Annotated in this window: 17 protein-coding genes; 12 read left to right on the top strand and 5 right to left on the bottom strand. The window is 63.4% G+C overall.

Annotated elements, in window-relative coordinates; translation table 11 throughout:
* The first annotated feature begins 10 nt into the window (after window positions 1-10).
* From RWT78_RS06625 to RWT78_RS06590, 8 genes are all read left to right on the top strand, one after another.
* Window positions 11-2314, top strand: coding sequence for a hypothetical protein (locus RWT78_RS06625; protein ID WP_314674816.1), 2304 nt, complete (start codon window positions 11-13; stop codon window positions 2312-2314).
* Window positions 2314-3900 carry a hypothetical protein gene (locus RWT78_RS06620; RefSeq protein WP_050655176.1) on the top strand — a complete coding sequence of 529 codons (1587 nt, stop codon included), beginning with the start codon at window positions 2314-2316 and terminating at the stop codon, window positions 3898-3900. Before RWT78_RS06625 ends, RWT78_RS06620 begins: the two co-directional genes overlap by 1 nt.
* A 7-nt stretch (window positions 3901-3907) precedes the next feature.
* Entirely contained in the window at window positions 3908-5410 is a 1503-nt protein-coding gene (locus RWT78_RS06615) for a hypothetical protein (RefSeq protein WP_064074504.1), read from the top strand.
* Window positions 5407-5661: a hypothetical protein gene (locus RWT78_RS06610; protein ID WP_314674813.1), complete on the top strand. Its 255-nt coding sequence runs from the start codon at window positions 5407-5409 to the stop codon at window positions 5659-5661. Before RWT78_RS06615 ends, RWT78_RS06610 begins: the two co-directional genes overlap by 4 nt.
* On the top strand, window positions 5658-7421 hold the full coding sequence (locus tag RWT78_RS06605) for a TraM recognition domain-containing protein (protein ID WP_314674812.1): 1764 nt from the start codon (window positions 5658-5660) through the stop codon (window positions 7419-7421). Before RWT78_RS06610 ends, RWT78_RS06605 begins: the two co-directional genes overlap by 4 nt.
* Window positions 7418-7687 carry a hypothetical protein gene (locus RWT78_RS06600; RefSeq protein ID WP_064074506.1) on the top strand — a complete coding sequence of 90 codons (270 nt, stop codon included), beginning with the start codon at window positions 7418-7420 and terminating at the stop codon, window positions 7685-7687. Before RWT78_RS06605 ends, RWT78_RS06600 begins: the two co-directional genes overlap by 4 nt.
* Entirely contained in the window at window positions 7687-8313 is a 627-nt protein-coding gene (locus tag RWT78_RS06595) for a hypothetical protein (protein ID WP_064074507.1), read from the top strand. The genes RWT78_RS06600 and RWT78_RS06595 overlap by 1 nt, the downstream gene beginning before the upstream one ends.
* A gap of 218 nt (window positions 8314-8531) precedes the next feature.
* Window positions 8532-8765 (top strand): hypothetical protein, encoded by a 234-nt coding sequence (locus RWT78_RS06590; protein ID WP_064074508.1) that lies wholly within the window; start codon window positions 8532-8534, stop codon window positions 8763-8765.
* 73 nt (window positions 8766-8838) lie between these two features.
* On the opposite strand, the gene RWT78_RS06585 is transcribed toward RWT78_RS06590, so the two are convergent.
* Together RWT78_RS06585 and RWT78_RS06580 are read right to left on the bottom strand one after the other, a co-directional pair.
* On the bottom strand, window positions 8839-9159 hold the full coding sequence (locus tag RWT78_RS06585; protein WP_064074509.1) for a type II toxin-antitoxin system PemK/MazF family toxin: 321 nt from the start codon (window positions 9157-9159) through the stop codon (window positions 8839-8841).
* Window positions 9156-9467 (bottom strand): hypothetical protein, encoded by a 312-nt coding sequence (locus RWT78_RS06580; protein WP_314674805.1) that lies wholly within the window; start codon window positions 9465-9467, stop codon window positions 9156-9158. Before RWT78_RS06580 ends, RWT78_RS06585 begins: the two co-directional genes overlap by 4 nt.
* Window positions 9468-9557: 90 nt before the next feature.
* Here RWT78_RS06580 and RWT78_RS06575 point away from each other — a divergent pair, with 90 nt between their 5' ends.
* Both RWT78_RS06575 and RWT78_RS06570 read left to right on the top strand, forming a co-directional pair.
* Window positions 9558-9740: a hypothetical protein gene (locus RWT78_RS06575; protein ID WP_083059660.1), complete on the top strand. Its 183-nt coding sequence runs from the start codon at window positions 9558-9560 to the stop codon at window positions 9738-9740.
* A 101-nt stretch (window positions 9741-9841) separates the two neighbouring features.
* Window positions 9842-10636: a DUF5710 domain-containing protein gene (locus RWT78_RS06570; protein WP_314674804.1), complete on the top strand. Its 795-nt coding sequence runs from the start codon at window positions 9842-9844 to the stop codon at window positions 10634-10636.
* Window positions 10637-10684: 48 nt separating this feature from the next.
* Here RWT78_RS06570 and mobF read toward each other — a convergent pair whose 3' ends face one another.
* Window positions 10685-15202 carry a MobF family relaxase gene (mobF, locus tag RWT78_RS06565; RefSeq protein ID WP_314674802.1) on the bottom strand — a complete coding sequence of 1506 codons (4518 nt, stop codon included), beginning with the start codon at window positions 15200-15202 and terminating at the stop codon, window positions 10685-10687.
* 324 nt (window positions 15203-15526) lie between these two features.
* Here mobF and RWT78_RS06560 point away from each other — a divergent pair, with 324 nt between their 5' ends.
* Window positions 15527-15973 carry a hypothetical protein gene (locus RWT78_RS06560; RefSeq protein ID WP_314674801.1) on the top strand — a complete coding sequence of 149 codons (447 nt, stop codon included), beginning with the start codon at window positions 15527-15529 and terminating at the stop codon, window positions 15971-15973.
* 372 nt (window positions 15974-16345) lie between these two features.
* On the opposite strand, the gene RWT78_RS06555 is transcribed toward RWT78_RS06560, so the two are convergent.
* Both RWT78_RS06555 and RWT78_RS06550 read right to left on the bottom strand, forming a co-directional pair.
* On the bottom strand, window positions 16346-16579 hold the full coding sequence (locus tag RWT78_RS06555) for a hypothetical protein (protein ID WP_314674799.1): 234 nt from the start codon (window positions 16577-16579) through the stop codon (window positions 16346-16348).
* A gap of 84 nt (window positions 16580-16663) precedes the next feature.
* A complete protein-coding gene (locus RWT78_RS06550) occupies window positions 16664-18184 on the bottom strand; it encodes a DUF6578 domain-containing protein (protein ID WP_314674797.1) in 1521 nt (506 codons plus the stop codon).
* 217 nt (window positions 18185-18401) lie between these two features.
* Here RWT78_RS06550 and RWT78_RS06545 point away from each other — a divergent pair.
* Window positions 18402-19666, top strand: a protein-coding gene (locus RWT78_RS06545) for an IS3 family transposase (protein WP_314674795.1) whose coding sequence is annotated in 2 segments (ribosomal slippage) — window positions 18402-18705 and window positions 18705-19666 — 1266 coding nt in all. Because the reading frame shifts where the segments join, the coding sequence is not laid out codon by codon here.
* Window positions 19667-19697 lie beyond the last annotated feature (31 nt).

The raw sequence follows: 19697 nt of genomic DNA, 5'->3' as shown, positions 1-19697 counted from the left end.
GGGCCGACTGATGTGGCGCAAAATCATTCTGACCGCGGTCGTGGCATTGTTCGCGATGCTCGGACTGGCGTTGCCGGCGGCAGCGGAACCAGTTGCTGTCCCCAACACCGACCCGGCTCCTGGCGTGCAGAATGCCACTCAGTCGGGCAAGGAACTCCCCAAAGGATTTCCCGATGATCTGAAGAAGTTCGTCGCCGGCACAGACGAATTCAAATCCGCCTCGTGGTTCACCGGCGTCTGCAAGGACAAAGGCGGCGACATGGGCCAGTACTCGACACAGGTCATGCACAACGAAAACCGGTTGATGTACTGGACGGCAAAAGAATCCGAGCGGATCGCCATGTGGGCGCCGCAGGTGATGATGTCGAAGAATCCGGCTCTGATCGACGCTCTGGTCGCCGCCGGCGGTGCCGGTACTCAGATGTCCGGAGTTGACATGGGCGTGGAGGCGAACCAGAAGGCCGCCTTGAGCATCACGGACGAGTCGATCCTCAAGGGTGTCTATCCGGATACGTATCCCCTCGACGAGGCCGCGGACATGTACCCGCCGTCTCCGACGTGTGCGCAGGATCTGGCCCGGTGGACGACGAAGACGACGAGCACCTGGGGTTTCGAGTGGAGCCCGACACCGGACGCTGCCTCGCTCGCGGTGATGAAGAAGCAGCCGAACGCCGACAAGGTCCCCGACGCTGCGTGGACTTCTCCCTGCGCCGGCAACGGTGTTCCCAGCGTCCTGTGCATGCACGCGATGTTCGTCAACTGCGAGCGCGCCAACGAGAAACCAGATGACCTGTTCGCGTGCACTGAATGGAACACCAGGGTCGGGAAAATGTTCGGCGGCACCATGAACTGGATCGATCAGAACACCAGTTTCAGTGACCGCCTCGGCGAGACCCTCGGAGGGATGATGAGGGCGACGCCTGCCTATATGGGCGGCAAGATCTTCGTCGACAGTTTCACCTTCGCGTGGGATACCGTTGCCGGTCCGCTCGGTGATCTGGTCGCGTTCGTCAAAGACCCGTCGGACGTGATCGATTCCTGGGCGAACAAGTTCAAGAGTTCGGCGATGTCGATGACCGATTCGGTCCTGCCCGGTTTGGCAGGAATCGGCGAATTCGATCCGTTGGAGCCGCAGTTCTTGACGGTGTACGCGATGTCGACGGGGTTGGGGCTCCTAGTGCTGGCTATCGCCACGATCTTCGCGCTCTACAAGTCAGCCGACGGAAGCCGCCCAGGCGAAGAACTCGCCAAGGACTTCTTCGGATACTTGCCCGCTGGGATCATGCTGATGCTCTTCGCTCCCTCTATCGCCCAATTCGTCATCAGTCTCGCCCACGAGATCTCGGTCGCGTTGGTAGGCGCGATCGGCACCACCACCGACGAAGTGATCAACAACGTATCGACCTCCCTGGGCGCTCTCAACGACGAAACCTTGGTCGGTGGAGCCGTGGCCGGCATCATCGGATTCGGGTTGATGGTTGTCGGTGTGCTCTCGGTCTTCTTCGGCTTCTTGATGCATGCGGCCGCGCTTCCCGTTCTCGCAGTGGTCAGCGGTATCGCATTCGGCATGTGGGTGCATCCCACCTGGCGAAAGAAGGCGCTTCGGCCGGTGATGATGTTTCTCGGTGTCGTGCTGTCCAAGCCCATGTTGTTCGTTCTGCTGGCCGCGGTGTTCGTTGTCATCAACGTCTCGGCGCAAGGATCGGTCGCCGACGACGGCAAATTGGAATCACTGGGCCAACTCGCCCTGATCGCCGTGTGTTTCGTGATGATCGGTCTGGCACCGTTCGCGTTGCTCAAGTGGTCACCGATCCTGCCGACCGCTGCGGATTCCGCCGACTTCGGTAGCTCGGGCTCAGCCTCGGGCGAGATGATCGGCTCGTCGGCGAGCATGTACCAGCAGCAAGCCGGAGGCGGCTCGGGCGGCGGCGGCGACGGGGGAGCTGCGTCCCGCAATGCCGATGTCGCGACTTCACCCGGACGCGGCACCGGACCGTCCGATCATCTCGGCGGTCACAATTCCTCCCCGGACGCATCGTCGGCGTCATCCGATCACGCGTCCAGTCGATCGGGCCACGGAGGGCAAACCTCGTCCGGTTCCGTCGGGATCGGTGGCAAAGACTCCGGCAAGGGCGGAGCCAAAGCGGGAAGCGCCGAATCGAAATTGATGAGCGCGGCGAAGACAACCGCCGGCGCAGCGGCAGGTGCAGCGACAGTGGCGGCGCCGTTCGCGGTGGCTGCTGCCGGTGCAGCGATGAACAAGGCGGGGGCCTCGGCCCAGAACGCTCCCGAACACGCGGACGGAGAACACTGATGAGCGAACAACGCACGTCGATCCTGGGGCGTCAGATCGCCCGCAAAGGAAACTTGCCTTTCGCCGAACCGGTCTTGATCGCCTGGAGCGCGACACTCGTCCTGGCGCTGGTCCTGATCTTCGTCATCGGTCAGAACATCTGGGTTCTCGGGTTCGACTTGGCGCTGATCCTGGCCGTCATCGGTGCGACGTTCGAATTTGGGCAGCGTGAGTCCTACGCGGCAAGCAAAGCCAAGCAGATTCGAAACCGTCAGCGCCGCAAGCGCGGTGAGCACGTGTACGTCAGCGCCAGGGACGAAAACTTCGGCGATCCCGACCACGATCCAGGGTGGGAGTTCCCTGTCCCGCTCTACCAGACGAAGCCGGTGGATCTGGCCGGTACCGGGCTCGACGACATGTTCATCCTCGAGCACACCACACCGGGCGACAACAACTACTACTCCGTGATCGTGGCGATGCAAGGTTTGGCCGAAGGTCTACGCGGTGATGCGGAGTGGGCGGTGACCTCAGCTGCGTTCGGTCGTATCCTCGCCGGGTTCGCGAAACGGTCCTCGTTCGTTCGGGGTGTGGCGCTGCTGCACCGCAGTGTCCCGGCCGACATGGCGCCGCACGAGAACTGGATGATGCGCATGATCTCGGCCGCCGGTGAATCCGTGCGGCGCATCGACGAAGCGATCCGTTCCTACGGTCAGCTCCTCGACCGCAACGCCCCGTATGTCGAGGAACACCGCTCGTACTGCGTACTGATCATTCCGAAGTCGCCGACGTTCCTCGCCGAAGCTGCGCGCATCGCGCGCCGCAAGGATGCTGCCCTGGTCGGCGGTATCGCTCAGGTCATTCGCGACGAAACGGAGAAGGCGCAGCATTCCCTCGAACGCGCCGGTATGGGCCGGGTGGAGGTCTACGGCGAACAGCGAGCCTGCGCGGTGATCCGCGCATTCCAAGACCCCACCTTCCCTCTCGACGCGCACAAGGGTGTGCGGTGGAACAACTGCTGGCCCTCCTACATCGGCCGCGACGAGTCGGTCGAGGTTGCGGGAGCGTGGCACACACGGGCCGGGGTGATTCCCCCGCGGGCGATCGAACCGCGTGAACTCGGCCCGTTGTGGCTTGGTCCGTTCCTGACCGGAGTCGAGCCCGACGTCGGAGACGACGAGATCGCCGCCGCCCCGACCATCCGCACGGTGATGGTGCGCATGGATTTCGTGGAAGCCTCCCAGTCCCGCGAAGCCGCGAAGAAGGACGTCACCCGCGACGAGGCCAAGCGCATCGAGGAGAGCCGCAAGGGAAAGACCACCGACGGCGCCTCCGACGTGGCGATCACCGAATCAGCTCGCCGCCGACAGGATCTTCTGCCTGGTAGCGGCCACCACGGCCTGATCTATTCGATGGCCGTCTCGGTCACCGGCCGAAACGAAGACGACGCACTACGCGCCGGTACACGCGTGGAGCAGGCCGCCGACAACTGCGGCATCGGAGAAATCGTGTGGCAGGACAACCGCCACGACGTGGCCGCGTTCTTGACGTTGCCGCTCGGCCGCGGACTGGCGGCCACCAAATGGACTCGAATCAAGACAAGGGGCTGAACCGGCGATGACGAAGACAGAACAGACCACGGCGCACCGTCGCGGCCACAAGAAGTCCAACCGATGGACCCTCGCACCCAGCCTCGGGAAGAAGAACGTCCAGGTCGAGAGCGCGGAGGAATCCGCAGTCGCCCAGGCGGTCCACTCCTCCGACCGGATCACCACCCGCCGGCCTGCCCCCAAACGCAACCGATGGTTGGACCGGTGGGGCTGGTACGAGGTGCGGGCGGAAGGTGCGTGGACCACCACCCGGCAAGGTGAAGCGCTGAACCTGGCCACGATGCGCCGCTCGGTGCGTCACGAAGGACTCATGACCGGGCTGAACAAGATCAACCAGTCGATGGTGATCACCGATCCGTTCGCGCTCTACGGCTCGGAAATCGAGAACATCAACGTCGCTATCGTCGGTGACATCGGCAAAGCGAAGTCGTCGCTGATCAAAACCGCGTTCTGCATCCGTCAACTCGCCCTGGCGAACAACCGGCAGTGCGTCGTCATCGACAAAAAGCGTCAGGGCAACAAGGGCGGCGAGTATTCCGGTATCGCGCAGGCGATGGGCGCCCGATCGATCCGATTCCTCGCCGGCGGTGACGGTGTCCGGATCAATCTGCTCGACCCGGCTATCGCGAGCGGAACCCAACGTACGGACGGCGTTTCCCCGGCCGGCCAGGAAGCACTGGTCGGTGCCGTCATCGAAGACACGATGGGTCGTTCCCTCGTCGAGACGGAAAAAGCAGCTGTGCGCCAAGCACTCAAATCCGTCAACGAACGAGCCGATGCGGAGAACCGCGAACCGACCTTGCGCGAACTCGCCGCGGAACTGCTCGAAGCGAGTCCCGGCAGCGGCAACATCTTCGGCTCACTGCACGCCGAGGACTCGCGCCGCTGGGGCCTCAATCCTGGTCTCGCACTGCAAGAACTGTGCGAAGGAGACCTCAAGGGCCTCGTCGACGGCGCTACCTCCCCGGAGGTCCGCGAGGCACTCGATCATTCGTTCGTGCACTTCGACGTCTCGGCCCTCCCGAACAAGGGACCGGCGTTGCGAGTGATCATGACCGTGATCAACACCTGGCTCGCGAACGTTCTCGCAACCCGCTCCGCCAAGCACATGCAAACGCTGCTGCTGATCGAGGAAGGCTGGCACGTCGCCGACGGCTCGACCGGAAAGGTGTTCCGGGAGAACATGAAACTCTCTCGCGGCCTCGGACTTTCGACCGTTTCGGCGTTCCACCACATCTCGGACCTCCCCGTCGACTCTCCCGCGCGGGCGCTGATGAAAGAAGCCGGAATCGTCTTCTTGTACGGGCAGGACCGTGTCGAGGATGCGGAGGAAACAGCTCGCATGTACCACCTGCCGGCCGGGTCGACGGAAATCATCATGTCCCTGGCGAAGGGACATTGCCTGGTCAAGTACGGCAGCGCCGACCCGATTCTCATGCAGCACGTCCGTTCCGATCTGGAAATCGAACTGACCAACACCGACGAAGTGATCAAGGGGGAGGCAGCATGATCCCGACAGACGCTCCGGAACGCCTGACGACGCTTCCTGTGCCGCCGCTCGTCGCCTTCACCATTCTGGTCGTCGGGTCGGTAGCGGCCTGCGCGCTCATGATGTGGGTTCTGATGATGCGGCGCAGGTCCAGCGGCCGTAGGACGACCCTGTCACCGCGTGGCCGGCCATCCGGCATGGCATCCACCCGCACCACACTCTCGCGGTCCGAGCTTGTGATGCCCGACCCGATCGAAGGAGACAAGTCGTGAGTACAACTCAGCGTCCTACGCAACCGATGGCGCCGCCTGGCGTGCTTCCTATTGTCGGTCTCGTTGTTTCGGTCGTCACCAGCGTCGTTGCCGGCGGATACATCTCGGGTGTCGTGTCCGGTCATGGCGGCGCTCTCCCCACCGGTGTGTACGGAGTTCTCGACGTGTTCGAAGGGCTGTTCCGGAATCCGGGCGACCCGGCACTCGCGTGGCCGGAAGGTTCTCGGCCGGGCGGACCGGTACTGACGTGGGTTTCCATCGCGATCGTTGCGGCGTTGTGCCTGTGGATGGGGCTGTTCGTTTCCGGGCAGCAGATGAAACGCGCCGCCGCTCGGCGGGTGCGAGAGTCCGGATTCGCTGACCGCACCGAACTTGCCCGAACCGGTATCAGCGAAAAGGCGGCCGTCCGGAAGGCGAAAGCGACCCGCCTCTCACTCAAAGACGTTCCGGTGCGCCGCATCGATGCCGCTGTCGAGACCACCCGAGTCGCGGAGCTGTACGACCACAAAGGCGAGGGCGTGTTCCTCCAGTACCGCGACGGGCTGACCTGCACCGGACCGACCGGTGCAGGTAAGACGTGGCGTGTCTGCTGGAAAGGTGTCACCGACGCCGTCGGCCCGGTCGTCGCTACCTCGACCCGCGGCGATCTGTTGCGCTCCACGTGGGCGCAGCGCCGGGAAGTCGGGCACGTCGAGGTCTTCGACCCGGAGGGGCTGACCGCGATCCCCAATCCGATGCGGTGGTCGATCCTCGACGGGTGCGAGGATCCGGAAGTCGCCAAGCGGCGTGCAGAAGCACTGGTCCAGGCCATGCCGATGGACGACACCAGCAATTCCGGCTATTGGAACGGCAAGGCCGCGATGCTCATGCGCGGCTACCTCTACTCCGCGGCCGTCAAGAACAAGAACATGATCGACCTGCGGATCTGGGCGTCCTCGCGCAACGTCCAACTGGTCCGCGATGTTCTCGAGCAGGACCTTCCGGACTGGCACGCCGAACTCGAGCAAGCCTTGGACTCACAGTCCGATTCCTCCGATGACGTGGTCAGTGCGTGCGCGCGGTTGCTCGAACCGTTGGCGTCTCCGAAGTTGATGAGCGCGATCAACGTCCCCCGTAGCGAGTCCGCGGATCTGCATGCGCTGATGACCGAGGGCAAGAACACTGTGTATCTGGTCTCGGAAGGACACAGCGCTTCGGCGGCCGCGTTCACCACTGTGCTCTCGGCCGAGCTCTATCACATCGCGAAGACACACGGGCTGGGCAACGAGGACGACAAGATTGATCCGCCGTTGCGGATGGTCCTCGACGAAATGAACAATGTCGCGGCGATTCCGCATATGCCGGATCTGATCACGGACTCGGGCGGCCGCGGAATCCAGATCTGGGCGTTCGTGCACAGCGCCTTGCAGAACGAGAAGCGTTGGGGCCGCATCGACGGGCAACGGTTGTCGAGCGATTCCCCGGCACGGATCTACTTGCCAGGCCTAGGTGACGAAGGCGAATTGTCGGCGCTCTCACGGTTGATGGGTAGCCGCGACGAATACATCAGCCTGGACCCGCGTTCGGCACCGCGCAGCGTTCCGGTGATGGCACTCAACGAAATTCGTGAAATGCCGGAAGATCAAGCGTTGATGATCTACCGCAACGCCAGGCCGATGAAGGTGCGGCTGCCGTCGGTGTGGGATGTTCCGGATCTCTCGAAGCGGGTGCGGGCGAATCAGTCGGCGTTCGACGCGTTCTGCGCGAAGGCCGAACTATGAGCTCCGAATCTGCGGCCTCGCCGTGGGAGTGCGCGGACCACTGGGCGCCCGGGGATTCTGCGTTGTGGATTGGCGTCGGCGCCAGCGGGGTGTACGAGCGGCCGATCATCGTCGTCTCCCCGGCCGGCGCCCTCGTTCGGGATCCGGAAGTAACGTACAACGACGGTATCTTCACTCTGTCCGACGGATTACGGGATGTGCGGCACCGTGATTCGTGCGAACCGTGCGCAGCTTCGGTGCGCATGCTCCATCAAGGAGGTGTGTGATGAGTATTCCGGTATACCAACCTGGCCCGGCTGATTGGCGCCACCTGGATCGCGAGGCTGCTGCGGAGCTGTGGCTCGAGCTCGGGCAGTGGGTCGAGTGGCTGCGCCGGCGGTACAACGTCGGTGGGCAGCAGATCCGATCGTGTTGGTACAAACATGATCCAATGGTCGAAGAGCTGACGGCGGCGATGTGGGCGCACCGTGAGGTGTACCAGCAGCTGAAGAAGAACCCGTATCACGGCGGTATGGCAGCCTGGCACAACCATGTGCTGTGGCCGATGATCTCTCGGCTGCCCAAGATGGGCTTCAACGAGGAATGCCGTGGCGGAGAGTGCGGCTACCAGCCGAACGACCCCAAGATCGGCACGGATTTCGCGGAATTCGTCGCCGCCGACACCGACCCTCGACCCGAAGCCGCGGACGCACCGCTGATCGATCAGGTCCTCGGGTTGGTCGATAGCGCAGCCGGGAAGGTGACTGCGCTGACGATGGATCAGGTTCTCGAGATGATCGACGGCGGCCGCGCGACCGCCGAAGATCCTTCTGACGATTTCACGGCCGTCGAGATCGACGGCGACCGGTGGGAATTCGACGACGACACCGAAACATATCGACCCGTCGAATAGCCCTCACAAGCCGAAGCCTCAACAGCCCCAGGCCCTTCGGGCGGTCTCGCCCACCGTTCGAGATACGGGACCGGGGTAGTTGATGCTTCTCGTGTCCGCCACGGCTGCGGCGATCGTGGGTTGTCCCGCCTGGGACCTGCGCGCCGTGCTGTGGCGGACACACCCCTTTTTTCATAGGATGCTGTGCAACACAACTCGATTCGGATTGGTGGACTGCCATGCAGGAGCACGACCCCCTCGGACGGATGGATTTCCCTTTGATCCGGTCACTCGCGCGGATGAGTGGAATGTTCATCCGGTCCGGATTGATTTTTCTCGCCCTGTTCGTCGCAGCATCGCTGATTTCTCAGGAGACACCGGGCCAGTGGGCGGTCGGCGCATTCGTCGTGCTCTGGCTGGGTTTCGGGCTCACGCTCCGGTGGCTCTCGGTATCGCGATTTACCGACCTGTGACAGTTCCCGCCGCTTGCCATGACTGTGGCCCTCGACCTTTCCGGTCGAGGGCCACAGTCGTACAGCGAGTTCGTCAGGGCAGCCCGAGTGCGATCGCGAGTGCTTTGTTCAGTTTGACCACTGTTGCGGGGGAGAGCGCTCCCGCCGGCCTGCTCGCGGCGAGCTCGTCGTCGAAGAGCTGGATGAGGTCGTCCGCCAGGATCGAACCGACAAGTGGATCTGCGGCACCGAGGGGGACGGCCGTCGGAACGCCGGGCTTCGGTGTGGTGGTCACGCGTGCGGCGAGGACCGTGTTCAGGTTGCGGTTACGGACGTTGTTGGAGACCACCACCCACGGCTTCTCGCCGTGTCCCATGTCGAACCAGTAGATCTGCCCGCGGAGCGCGGCCGTCATTCGCCGTAGGCCTGGTCGACGCGCTCGGTGTAGCTTCGCCGCCGCGCTCGTTGTTCCGTTAGGCCTTCTTCTTGATCCTTGGCGAGTTCGGCATAGCCGGCTTCGAGAGCCTTCTCGCGGAGTGCTTCTGCACCCACACGGAGAAGGGCGCGCGCGATCCCGGACTCGGAGTTGTCGCGGATGGTGATGTGCTGCTGCTGCGCCCATTCCCGCAGGATTCCTGCTTCGAGGCGGTCAGGGTCGGCGAACACGGCGATTTCCGCTTGATCGTCGCTGTCGAGTGTTACAGGTAGCCGTTTCACATCCATGTTTCACAGTGTGACTCACTTTGTGTGTCACGGCAATGAGTTTTTCGACACGCCGTCGATCCTGTCGGCGGGGTTGGCGATACTCGTCGAATGAAACTGTTTGCCCGGAAGCGGGATGAATCGGAATTCGTGGAGTACGGCTTCGGTCTCGTGAGTGAAGTCGGCATCGATCGCGTCAACACTGAGGACTCGACGCTGGTCGATCTTTACTACTGGAGCGAGGGAGTCCGCGAACCGCTCCGGGAAGTCCGCTACTTTAAGGTCACGGACTGAGTTCGGCGTTTCGCACTCACGTGCACGCCTCGTCGAGCGCGACAGGCACTGTGCGATCGGTAGGGTCTAGCTCGTCGAGCAGGCTGAGGGGAGCAGCGACGATGGGTCGAATATGGCTGGATGTTCCGTACGTAGAGAAGGATCTGGCGAAGGCCGGGGGCGCGAGGTGGGATCCGTCAGCCAAGCGATGGTATGCGCCCCGAGTTGAGATGGCTGATTTGTCGCGGTGGGTCGCGATCCCTGACATTCCGGAGTTCCTGCCGGGTGAAGACCGGTCTCTCGGTCAGGGTCTGTTCGTCGACCTCGTCCCTGATACGTGTTGGTTCACCAATGTCCGGTACTGCGTCGAACCGAAGGATTGGGAAAGACTGCGCCGAATGGTCACGCGGCGCGCCGGGATGCAGTGCGAGATCTGCGGTTTCCCGGAAGACAGAGCGTCGCAGCGGTGGCTCGAAGTGCACGAGAGATGGCAGTACGACTGGCCGACCAAAGTGCAACGTCTGGGCCGGCTCATCTGTCTCTGTACGCCCTGTCACCAGGTGACGCATTTCGGATTCGCGCAGATCAAAGGCAATGAAGAGCAAGCTTTGCAGCATCTGATTGCGGTGACCGGAATGACCCGTCCGCAGGCGCGGCGCCATGTTGCTGCCGCATTCGATGAGTGGCGAGCTCGCTCCGTTGGGGAATGGACTCTCGATCTGAGCATCCTCACCGACGTCGGGGTTCAGGTGCGTCGACCTCCTGGCGCGGCTGATCGCCGGATCATCGCAAGCGGCCGGCCCACCTCGACACAAGTCCAGCAACCACAACCGGTGGTTCCCCCGCTCAGTCCTGCCCCTGCGATCGCTGCACCTAGATGGCGCGATCGGATCGCGGGATGGTGGCGATCACGCTGAGATCGCCCGCCCCCTCTGTCGTCTGACGAAACGCCAGGCCGTCGGCTGTCACAGGCGCGGTCCGCGGCGTTTTTGTTCGTGTTCCACGTGTTGGGCGATGGTGTGCTGGTGCTCGAGCGTCGCCTGCTGGCGCTCGGCGCGGCGCTGTTCTTCGCGATGTTCTTGCATGCGGTCGTGCAGGGTGTCGATGTCGCGGTGAACGGTGTTGAAGGGTGCGATGTCGGCTTTGTTTTCGGGTCGGTCGCCGGCCGCTGAGGTGGTGTCGGTGATGTTGTGGCGGTCGCGGTATGCCTGGATCTCGGCGGCGGTGCGATCCCACTGCGCTGCCAGCTCCGGGTCTTCGGGACGCGCTTCGAGGTGCTCGGTGAAGCGCAGTTCGGGGTCGTTGCTGCGCTGGTCGTCGGTGCTGATGCGGCGGGTGTTCGCGGTGTGTTCGGCTGCGATGTCGGTGTAGGTGGCGTCGAGCTGCTCGGCGAGGGTGGGGTCGACGAGGTGGGCGTCGAGGTCGGGGGAGGGCACCCAGTGCGGTGCTGCGGGGTCGGCGGGCTCTGATGCGGCCGGCGCGATGGTGTCGAGTGCGTCGGTGATGCCGGTGACGTGTGCGGTGGAGTGCGCGGCGGTCTCGATCGTGCGGCACAGTTCGTCGACGTCGAAACCGGCGTGGGTGACGAGTTCGCGGATACGTCCTACTGCTGCGTTCCACCTCGGGTCTTCGGTGCGTTCGGCGGCGGCGACCGCGAGAGGGAAGTGCTCGCGCAGGATCTCGTCGTGGTCGGCTGCCCAGCGGGTGTTCGTCTTCTCGGTTGCTGCGGTGATGGCTGGTGCCATGTCTTTGATCAGGTTCGCTGCGGTGACGTCTTCGCCGCGCGCTTCGAGTTGCTGTGCGTGCCAGGACAGAACTGCCTCGGGTGCGATCCCGGTGAGCGCTGCTTTGCGCAGGTGGCGGCCCAGTCGCTGCACACCGGCTTCGGCGAGGATCCGTTCGGCGATCTCGGGTTCGAACGCTTCCCGCACGGGTCGGTGGATGCGGGTGGTGTCGAGTTGCGCCCGCGTCTCGTCGTACCGGCGGATGGTCGCGCCGATGCCGTCGGTGCGCTCATGTTCCGGTCGGGCGGTGGCGTAGCGATCGGCGACGATGCGGGCGTAGTCGTCGAGTTCTTTGTCGGTGCTGGTGGTGCGCGGTGGCAGCGGGGGGAGCGCTGTGTCGGAACGCTCGGCCGCCGCTTCTGCTGCGGCCTGAGTGGCTTCGACGATGCGGGAGTTCAGGACACGGGCGACATCGCGGGCGGTGTGGAGTTCGCCTGTTGCGAGTGCGTCGTTGAGGATGCGCCGGGCGCTGTCACCGCGGTCGTGCGCCTGTCCGAGTGTGGTGCGCAGTTCGGCGAGGCTGCCGGGGTTTTCGGCGGCGATCGTCGCGAGCAGTGCTGCGGGCAGCGCCCGGTCGAGGACGTCGTCGAGCCAGCGATCGCGCAACCTGCTGTGTGCGGCGTGGTACGCCTCGCGGAGTCGTTCGGGACTGCGGGCGTGCTCGAGCGCCTCACGGATCTCGGTGATGGCGGCTTTGTGGCCGTTGTCGTTGGCGAGGATCTTTTCGAGTACTTCACGTGAGGCCGGGTTGTTGATGGACCCCAGGTGCATGCCCTCGGTGTCTTGGGTGACGCCGGGTTCGACGGGGACGTACAGGTGGTTTTCGGTGCGGCCGCGGGTGGTGGCGACGTAGAGGCCGGGCCGGTTGGTGGTGTGTCCGACGGTGGTGTGGGAGGTGTCGACGGTGATGCCTTGGCTGCGGTGCACGGTGGCGGCGTAGCCGAGTTCGGTGTTCCGTTTCACGTACCGGGCAGGCAGGGTGATCGTGCCCTCGTGGGTTTTGCTGCGCAGGTTCAGTGAGCCGTTCTCGTTGACGGCGGTGACGGTCCACAAGTCGCCGTTGCGGACGAACATGTTGCGCCGTTTGCCGCCCTTGGTGCGCAGACGGCGCTTGTTCTTGCGGGTCAGAACGATGTCACCGACTCCGGCGTCGAGTTCGTCGGACAGGGTCACTGTGTTGCCGGATTTGGCGGTGCCGGCGACGCGGTAGTGCGCTTGGATCGCGAGGTTCACTTCGCGGACGTCGTCTCGGGTAGAGAGCATGACGATCGAGGTTTTCCCGGCGTCGATGTCGGCGAGGTAGGCGGTGGCGGCGGCGTCTTTCATCTCGGCGGCGGTGCCCTCGTGGACCCATCCGCGGGCGTAGAACAGCTCCAAGCTGCTCTCTTCACCGTGCCGCAGGGCGAGGGAGTTCTCGGCTTGTTCGGTGTCTTTGCCGAAGCGCACGACGACCGTGAGTTCGGGTGCGTTGGTCTCTTCGGCGAGCAGTCGCAGCGCTCCACCGGTTTCGACGGCGTCGAGTTGGTTCGGGTCACCGAGTAGACGGACCACGGCGCCCTTGGCGGCGGCGATTTCGGTGATGGCGGCGAGGTCTTTGGTCGATGCCAGGGATGCTTCGTCGACGAGCAGCATCGCCCCGGCGGGGATCTCGATGTGCTCGGGGAGGCTGCGTGGTTCGTGGCCTTCGAGGCCGCGCCACGGGTACGTCAGGGTCGCGAGGGTGTGGGCAGTGACGTCGATTTCTTCGCCCAAGGTTTCGGCCGCGACGGCGGATGGTGCGAGCGCAATGACCTCGTGTCCGGTTGCGCGCCAAGTGTCGGTGACCGCTTTCATCGACGTCGTCTTGCCGGTGCCGGCCGGGCCGACACCGACGGCGAGCAGTGTTCCGGAGCCGACGAAATGCTCGGCTAGTTCGCGCTGTCCGGCGTTGAGTGGGTGATCGCTGGTGCGGGCGATCTTTTCGACGACCTTGTCGAGTCCGGCTTGTGCCGCGATGTAGGCGGTCGGTGTTCGAGTGGCGTCGAGCATGAACTGTTCGGCGGTGATGATGCTCGCGGAGGTATGTAATGCGGTGCCGTGGTTGGTGAGGATGAACTCACCGTCGCGGCGTCTGAGAGCCTCCGGCGCGGGGGGTAGCTCCGCCGCCGGGAGGTGCACGGACGCGCCCAGTACGTGTTCGGTGACGGTCTTCACTGCGGCTGCGCGGGCTGCTTCGTCGGGGAAGGAGACGGCCGCGAAGTTGGCGTCGACGGCGCTGTGTACGTGGGTGATGGCCCACGTTGCGCGTCCGTTCTCGAGGTGTTCGACGACTCGTTTCGCTTCCTCGGCCGGTGTTCCGGCCTTGCGCATAGCCTGGTGTTCACGCACTCCGGCGGCGTGTTCGCGCTGCACGCCGCGCCATTGCTCGGCGAGGGTTCCTACTGCTGTGTCGTCGCCGAGGATGTGCGCGGATCGGGTGATCCAGTTGTTCTGCATTTCGCGCAGGGTTTGCGGTTCCTGCTTCCCGGCGCGGGTGTCGAGGTTGGCTTGTTGGTAGAGCGCGTACATCGCTTTCGCGCTGGGCATCCGGTCGTGTTTTTGGCGGTATTCGGCGACGAGCTGATCACGTCGGGTCTCGATCTGGGTGCGCCGTGAGGAGAACATTTCACATAGCTGCTGCGGCACTTCGGCGATCTCGACGACGTTCTGCCGGCCACGTCCGGTGCTGCGTTCGGTCAGTCCGAAACCGAGCTCGGTGTGCATTTTCGACATGATCGCCGCGTTGTAGCGCTGGGAGGCGGCGACGGCGTAGCGGTGCAGGGTGGCGCCGTCGAGAGCTCGCCACTTGCCGTCCTTTTCGGTGCAGACCTTGATGGACACGACGGCGTGGGTATGCAGGTTCGGGTCCCCCGCGCGGGAGTCGTAGTGGTCGTAGAGGGTGGCGACCATGCCGGTGGTGTCCTGGTGCTCTTGGCTCGTCGCACCGGTGCGGGTGAAGCATGCTTCCTTCTCGATCCAGCCGAGTGTGCCCTTGACGGTCTCGTGGTGGATTCGTTCGATCTGGCGGCGTAGATCGTCGTCGGCGAGAGCCCACATCGTCGACACGCTCTTGGGTGGTGTGAACACCAGATCTTGTCCTGCGACGGGTTGCCGGACGCGGTTCTTCTGCGCCGAAATCCAGGACCACAGCTCTTGTGGGTTCTGTGCGGAACGCTTGTGCGTCTCCTCGAACAGTGCGGTTCCGACCTTCTCCATCAACGCACCGGACTCCGCTTTCGATGGCCGGCGGGCATTGTCGACCGCGAACTGCTCCAGGGCTGCGCGGTGGGCTTTCAGCAGGGGGATGTCATTGGCGAAGTCCGGGAACTTGCGGCCGAGTCGAGCCTCTTTGACGGCCTTCTTCGGGTCCATCCCACTCTTGATTGACGCCTCAACCATAGGGTCGGCGTTGGGGTGCATGCCCTCCCCGAAGAGTGCCTTCATCTGCGGTTCCGACACCGTGGCGCCATCACTGATCCGATGCTCGTCCGCGATCTCGGTGTCGGCATCCATTCGTGCGAGATCTTCGAGTCCGCCACCGAACCACGTACCGGGCGGGGTGCCGTGTGCGGAGTAGTAGTCGGTCAACTCCTGCCCGTGCTCGCGTTCGCGGTCAGCGGTGGCAACCTGACTTGTCAGGTACTCGTAGCCATCGCCCGCGTGCAGCACGTGGAGCGTCATCACAAGGCCACCTTAGCCGCTTCCGGCGGCACAGAAAGAGCACCACACCCCCAAAGTCTGAAATTCAGCAAGAGGTGTGTCTGAATTTAGGGATTTGGCTGAGTGAAACGAAGTGCATTTGGTGAGGAACGAACTGCTGGTGCTGAGGAAAGCGAAGTGTTTGAAAATATGGATGAGCTGGATGGATAGATGGTTTGACATGGTGATGTGTGAAAAGGTTCAGTGGAGTTGTGATGGTTGGCCCGAGTTTTTGAGCCGGGAACCGTTAGGTGGGCGGGGAACAGTTGATGGCCGATCGCCGCTGCCGGCGGTAAGGTTTGCGGCATGGCGTCCTCAAACACATCTACGATCAGCGCGAGGGAACGGGCACGCGCAGCGAATGCCGCCCGTCTCGCGGAAGAGCAAGAGCGATTGAAGAAGGTCGAGGACGATCTCGTCCGATTCTTCAAGGCTCAAGAGTTGCGGGAGAAGATCGCGGACGATGCGCGAGTGCGTATCGAGCGCATCCGCGAAGAAACCGAGACAAAGATCGCGGACGCGGATCGTTCCGGTGCGGCTGCGATTGCGGATCTCAAATCTCGCGGCGAAACGGTGGCGAGCATCGCGCAGCTGACCGGCCTGACGACAACTGAGGTCAACAAATTGCTGCGGTCGACCAAACCGAAACAGAAATCGGAAAAGGCTCCCGCGGACAAGACTGCGTCGAAGGACGATCCTTCGTCCGCACCGGCTTCAACTTCGTCGACTGATTCTGCCCCGCTGGCGTCGTAGAAGCGATCAGCAAATCAATGCCGGCCTTCGCGGTTTTCCCCGGTTGGGTGTCAGCGACCGATTGTGCGTTGCCTGAGATCGAGCGGAGCGGGAACAGAAATCTCGGGCATCCACATGAGGGATATCGCTGTCCCCGGTTGGGGGAAACCGCCGCCGATTCGTCGGCAACTCTCACAAGCGTTAGCGGCGCGTTCCGATGCCAGACGTCCTAACGCTTCCGGCGCTCGGCGATCCGGAACGGGAACGACCCTCGCTCCGCGCCACGAACCACAACACTGCTGCGGTGCAGTCCTGCTCTGGCGCTGTTACCCGATCCGGAAGTTCCGTGCCGAGTCCGCTCTCGAAGAGCGAGTACGCGACACGGAGGAACTTCTAGTCTGCAGCGGCAAGATCGTCGTCGTGAGCGAAGATCAGTCGTCCGTCATCGAGTGCGATCGCCCACCGATGCACCGGAGCCCAATCCCGTCCCACCGACCCGGAATCGATGACCATGTCCGCGTAGTCCTCGATCACCACACCCGCATATGTTGTGCTCCCGTCGGGGTCGGGAACCGTGACTGTGACCCTGGAACCCACACTTATCGTGCCGCCGGTGTTGTCGGTCATTCCTGTGATTCTGGCAGAGCAACCCTGTATTTTCACGCGGGCTATCGGGCCGCGTGCCCTCGTGCAGTAAATGCGGGTACAGGTTCACGGATGAGGGTGTGTGCCGAGGAGGGCGGCCACGTCCAGGCTTGTCGGCCATTGCATCGACTCTTCGGGAACGCTCTGCAGTCCGTCGGCTATCACCCACACGGTGCCGGCGGAGTCGATGCTCACAGCGGGGTTGGTAGTGAAGATCGGTGTGCTTTTCACCGGTTCGAGAGTGCGGGAATCAAGCAGGGTGAACAGCCAGAACTGACGGGTGCGGTCGTACTCGACAGGCCCCTGTAGCGGCCACCATCCCGTTCGTGATGTCCCACGTGGGGGATGCCCGATAATCCACACGAAGTCCCCGACCTGCCCACCGTGAAAGGGGTCACCGTCGAGTTGTTCCATCGCACCGAGAGCGAGATCGGGAAGAACCCTCGATGCAGTTCCACTGTGGAAGATTCGCAGCGGCGCCCCCGCAAGATATGGCGATGCCCCTCGTCGACCTGGGACGGTCGCCAGTTCTGGGCCCACGGTTGTTTCTCCGGTCACCGTCACCCGAACCAAACGGTTACTCGACCCTACGTCGGCGTGAAGCTGCTCGATCAGAACGACGAAGGACTCACCGTCGACGGCTATCGATCTGACGTATCCATCCGCCACGTCCACCACAACTGGCTCGTTGCCCTCGGAGTACAGCGACCAACTCGTTCCGGACGGGCAGGCCAGGAAGTGCTCGCCGATCACAGCTCCCTGATGCACTGAGCGAGGATTGGCTCTCCGAGGCTCCTCACCGATCTCGCACCGGTACAAGCCTCCTTTGCCGCCCACCCAACATCCCGTCAGGGTGGCCCACACGTGCCTCGACGAGTATCCGATCGGACCGGGCAGAACATGCTCGCGCGCAACACGATCGGAGTCGATGCTCACCACGACCGGCAATTCCCTGTCCACGACCCACAACGTCTCGCCCGACGCCGACACGTCACCGGGGACGATCGACGGGCGAGCAGGTACGGGTGGTACGTGGTCGAGATCGAGATCGACGACGACACCCACTTCACGGTCCACCTCGAACAGGTCATCGTGCATGAACATGTCGTGGTTGAAAAAGCGTGGCGCCACCTCAACGTCGCGAAGTTCGCGGTGGCCGGGCACGATGTGCCATCCGTGATTTTCCGGCGGACGCCGGTAACGTTCGGTGACCAACTGAACTCGGGTCACCCGCCCACGCACATTCGTCGGGGTGTCGTACCCCATCACTCCGTAGAAGCGGCCGGTGAGTTCGACGTACCCGGTACGCGGTGTGAAGCCTCGCCAGGACGCCGTCCACCCGTCACCGCGCAGGACGCCGTTCCATTCCCACCTGCGAGGCGAATCCGGTCCGGTGTACTGAAAAACCGGGTCGCGATTGCTTGCTTCGAGGAGAGCGCGAATTGTCACCGTGCCGGCATCGGATGCGGGTTGTTCGGCGAAACGAAGAGGGAATTCGATCACCGCGCCCAGTTTCGGCGGCTCGATTTGGCCGTCCTCGATCGCGATTTCGTCGATCTGCACGATAATCGTGCGTTGGCGCGTCATGCGCCTTTCTGTGGAGTCATACTCACGACCGTACCAATCCGTGGCGCTGTCGTGTCTGTTTCTGGATGTGTACGTAGAGAGGCACCTCGAACCAGTTGTCCGCTGAGCTTGCGACTTGTCTGCGTTGCTGGGGTTCGGATCCAGACACGCGCAAACCACCATCTGAATCGCTCTGGGTTCGGTGGAGACTTCTGGCCTTGGAAACGAGGATGGAAGCATGCCGAATGAACGGGTGTCAGGGAGGCCGACGATGCGGCGGTATTCGCCGGAGGAGAAGGCCGGTGCGGTGCGGATGGTCCGGGCGTTGCGGGCCGAGCTGGGGACCGAGCATGGGACGACAGCGCGGGTTGCCTCGCAGTTGGGTTACGGGGTCGAGTCCGTCAGGTCGTGGGTCAAGCAGGCCGATATCGATGACGGTCTGACTGTGGGAGTGAGCACCGCCGAGGCCGATCGGATCAAGCAACTCGAGCAGGAAATCCGAGAACTGCAGCGCGCCAACGAGATATTGAAGCGTGCGGCGTCTTTCTTCGGGGCGGAGCAGGGCCGCCAGCACAAGAGATGACCGCGTTCGTCGATGCCAATCGCGGCGATGTCATCGCGGGTCGGAGGCTTGGGGTCGAGCGTATCTGCAAGGCCTTGCAGATACCTCCGAGCAGCTACTACGCCACCAAAAGCCGACCGCCGTCAGCTAGATCGGTCTCCGATAGCCGGTTGCGGCCGGCGCTACGGGGGTTGTGGGAGGAGAATTACCAGGTATATGGGGTGCGGAAGCTGTGGAAAGCAGCCCGAAGATCGGGCATCGATGTCGGCCGTGACCAGGTCGCGCGGCTGATGCGTGCCGAGCAGATCGCTGGTGTGCGGCGAGGGAAGAAGGTGCGTACCACCCGAGCAACGGCCGGGGCGGATCGGCACCCCGATCTGGTTGGGCGGGATTTCACTGCGACTGAGCCGAACCAACTGTGGGTCACCGGCCTCACCCACGTCCCGACCTGGGCGGGAATGGGCTACGTCTGCTTCATCACCGACGCTTACTCTCGGATGATCGTGGGCTGGCGCGTCGCGGCGAACATGCGCACCCAGGTAGTGCTCGACGCCATCGAGATGGCCCGCTTCAGTCGCGGCACACGGTTGACCGGGCTGCGCTGCCACAGCGATGCGGGCAGTCAATTCACCTCGGTCCGCTACGGCGAACGGCTCGCCGAACTCGGTGCAATACCGTCGATCGGGACCGTGGGCGATTCCTACGATAATGCTCTCGCCGAGAGCGTGAACGGCTACTACAAGTACGAACTGATCTACGGCCCAACGCATCCTGGTCCATGGCGCAGCATCGACGACGTGGAACTGGCGACACTGTCGTGGGTGCACTGGCACAATCACAGGCGGCTGCATGGTCACTGCGGCGACATCCCGCCAGCAGAGTACGAGAAGACGTTCTACGCTACTGAGCAGGGTGAGCAGGCCTTGGTTGAAATCAAATAGCCAGAGCCTCCATCAGACCCAGGGCGATTCA

Source organism: uncultured Rhodococcus sp. (assembly GCF_963525155.1).
In the GTDB taxonomy this organism is placed as follows: domain Bacteria; phylum Actinomycetota; class Actinomycetes; order Mycobacteriales; family Mycobacteriaceae; genus Rhodococcus_F; species Rhodococcus_F qingshengii.
Note: the sequence above shows the minus strand (reverse complement) of the source record. Positions and strands in the feature narration are given on the sequence as shown.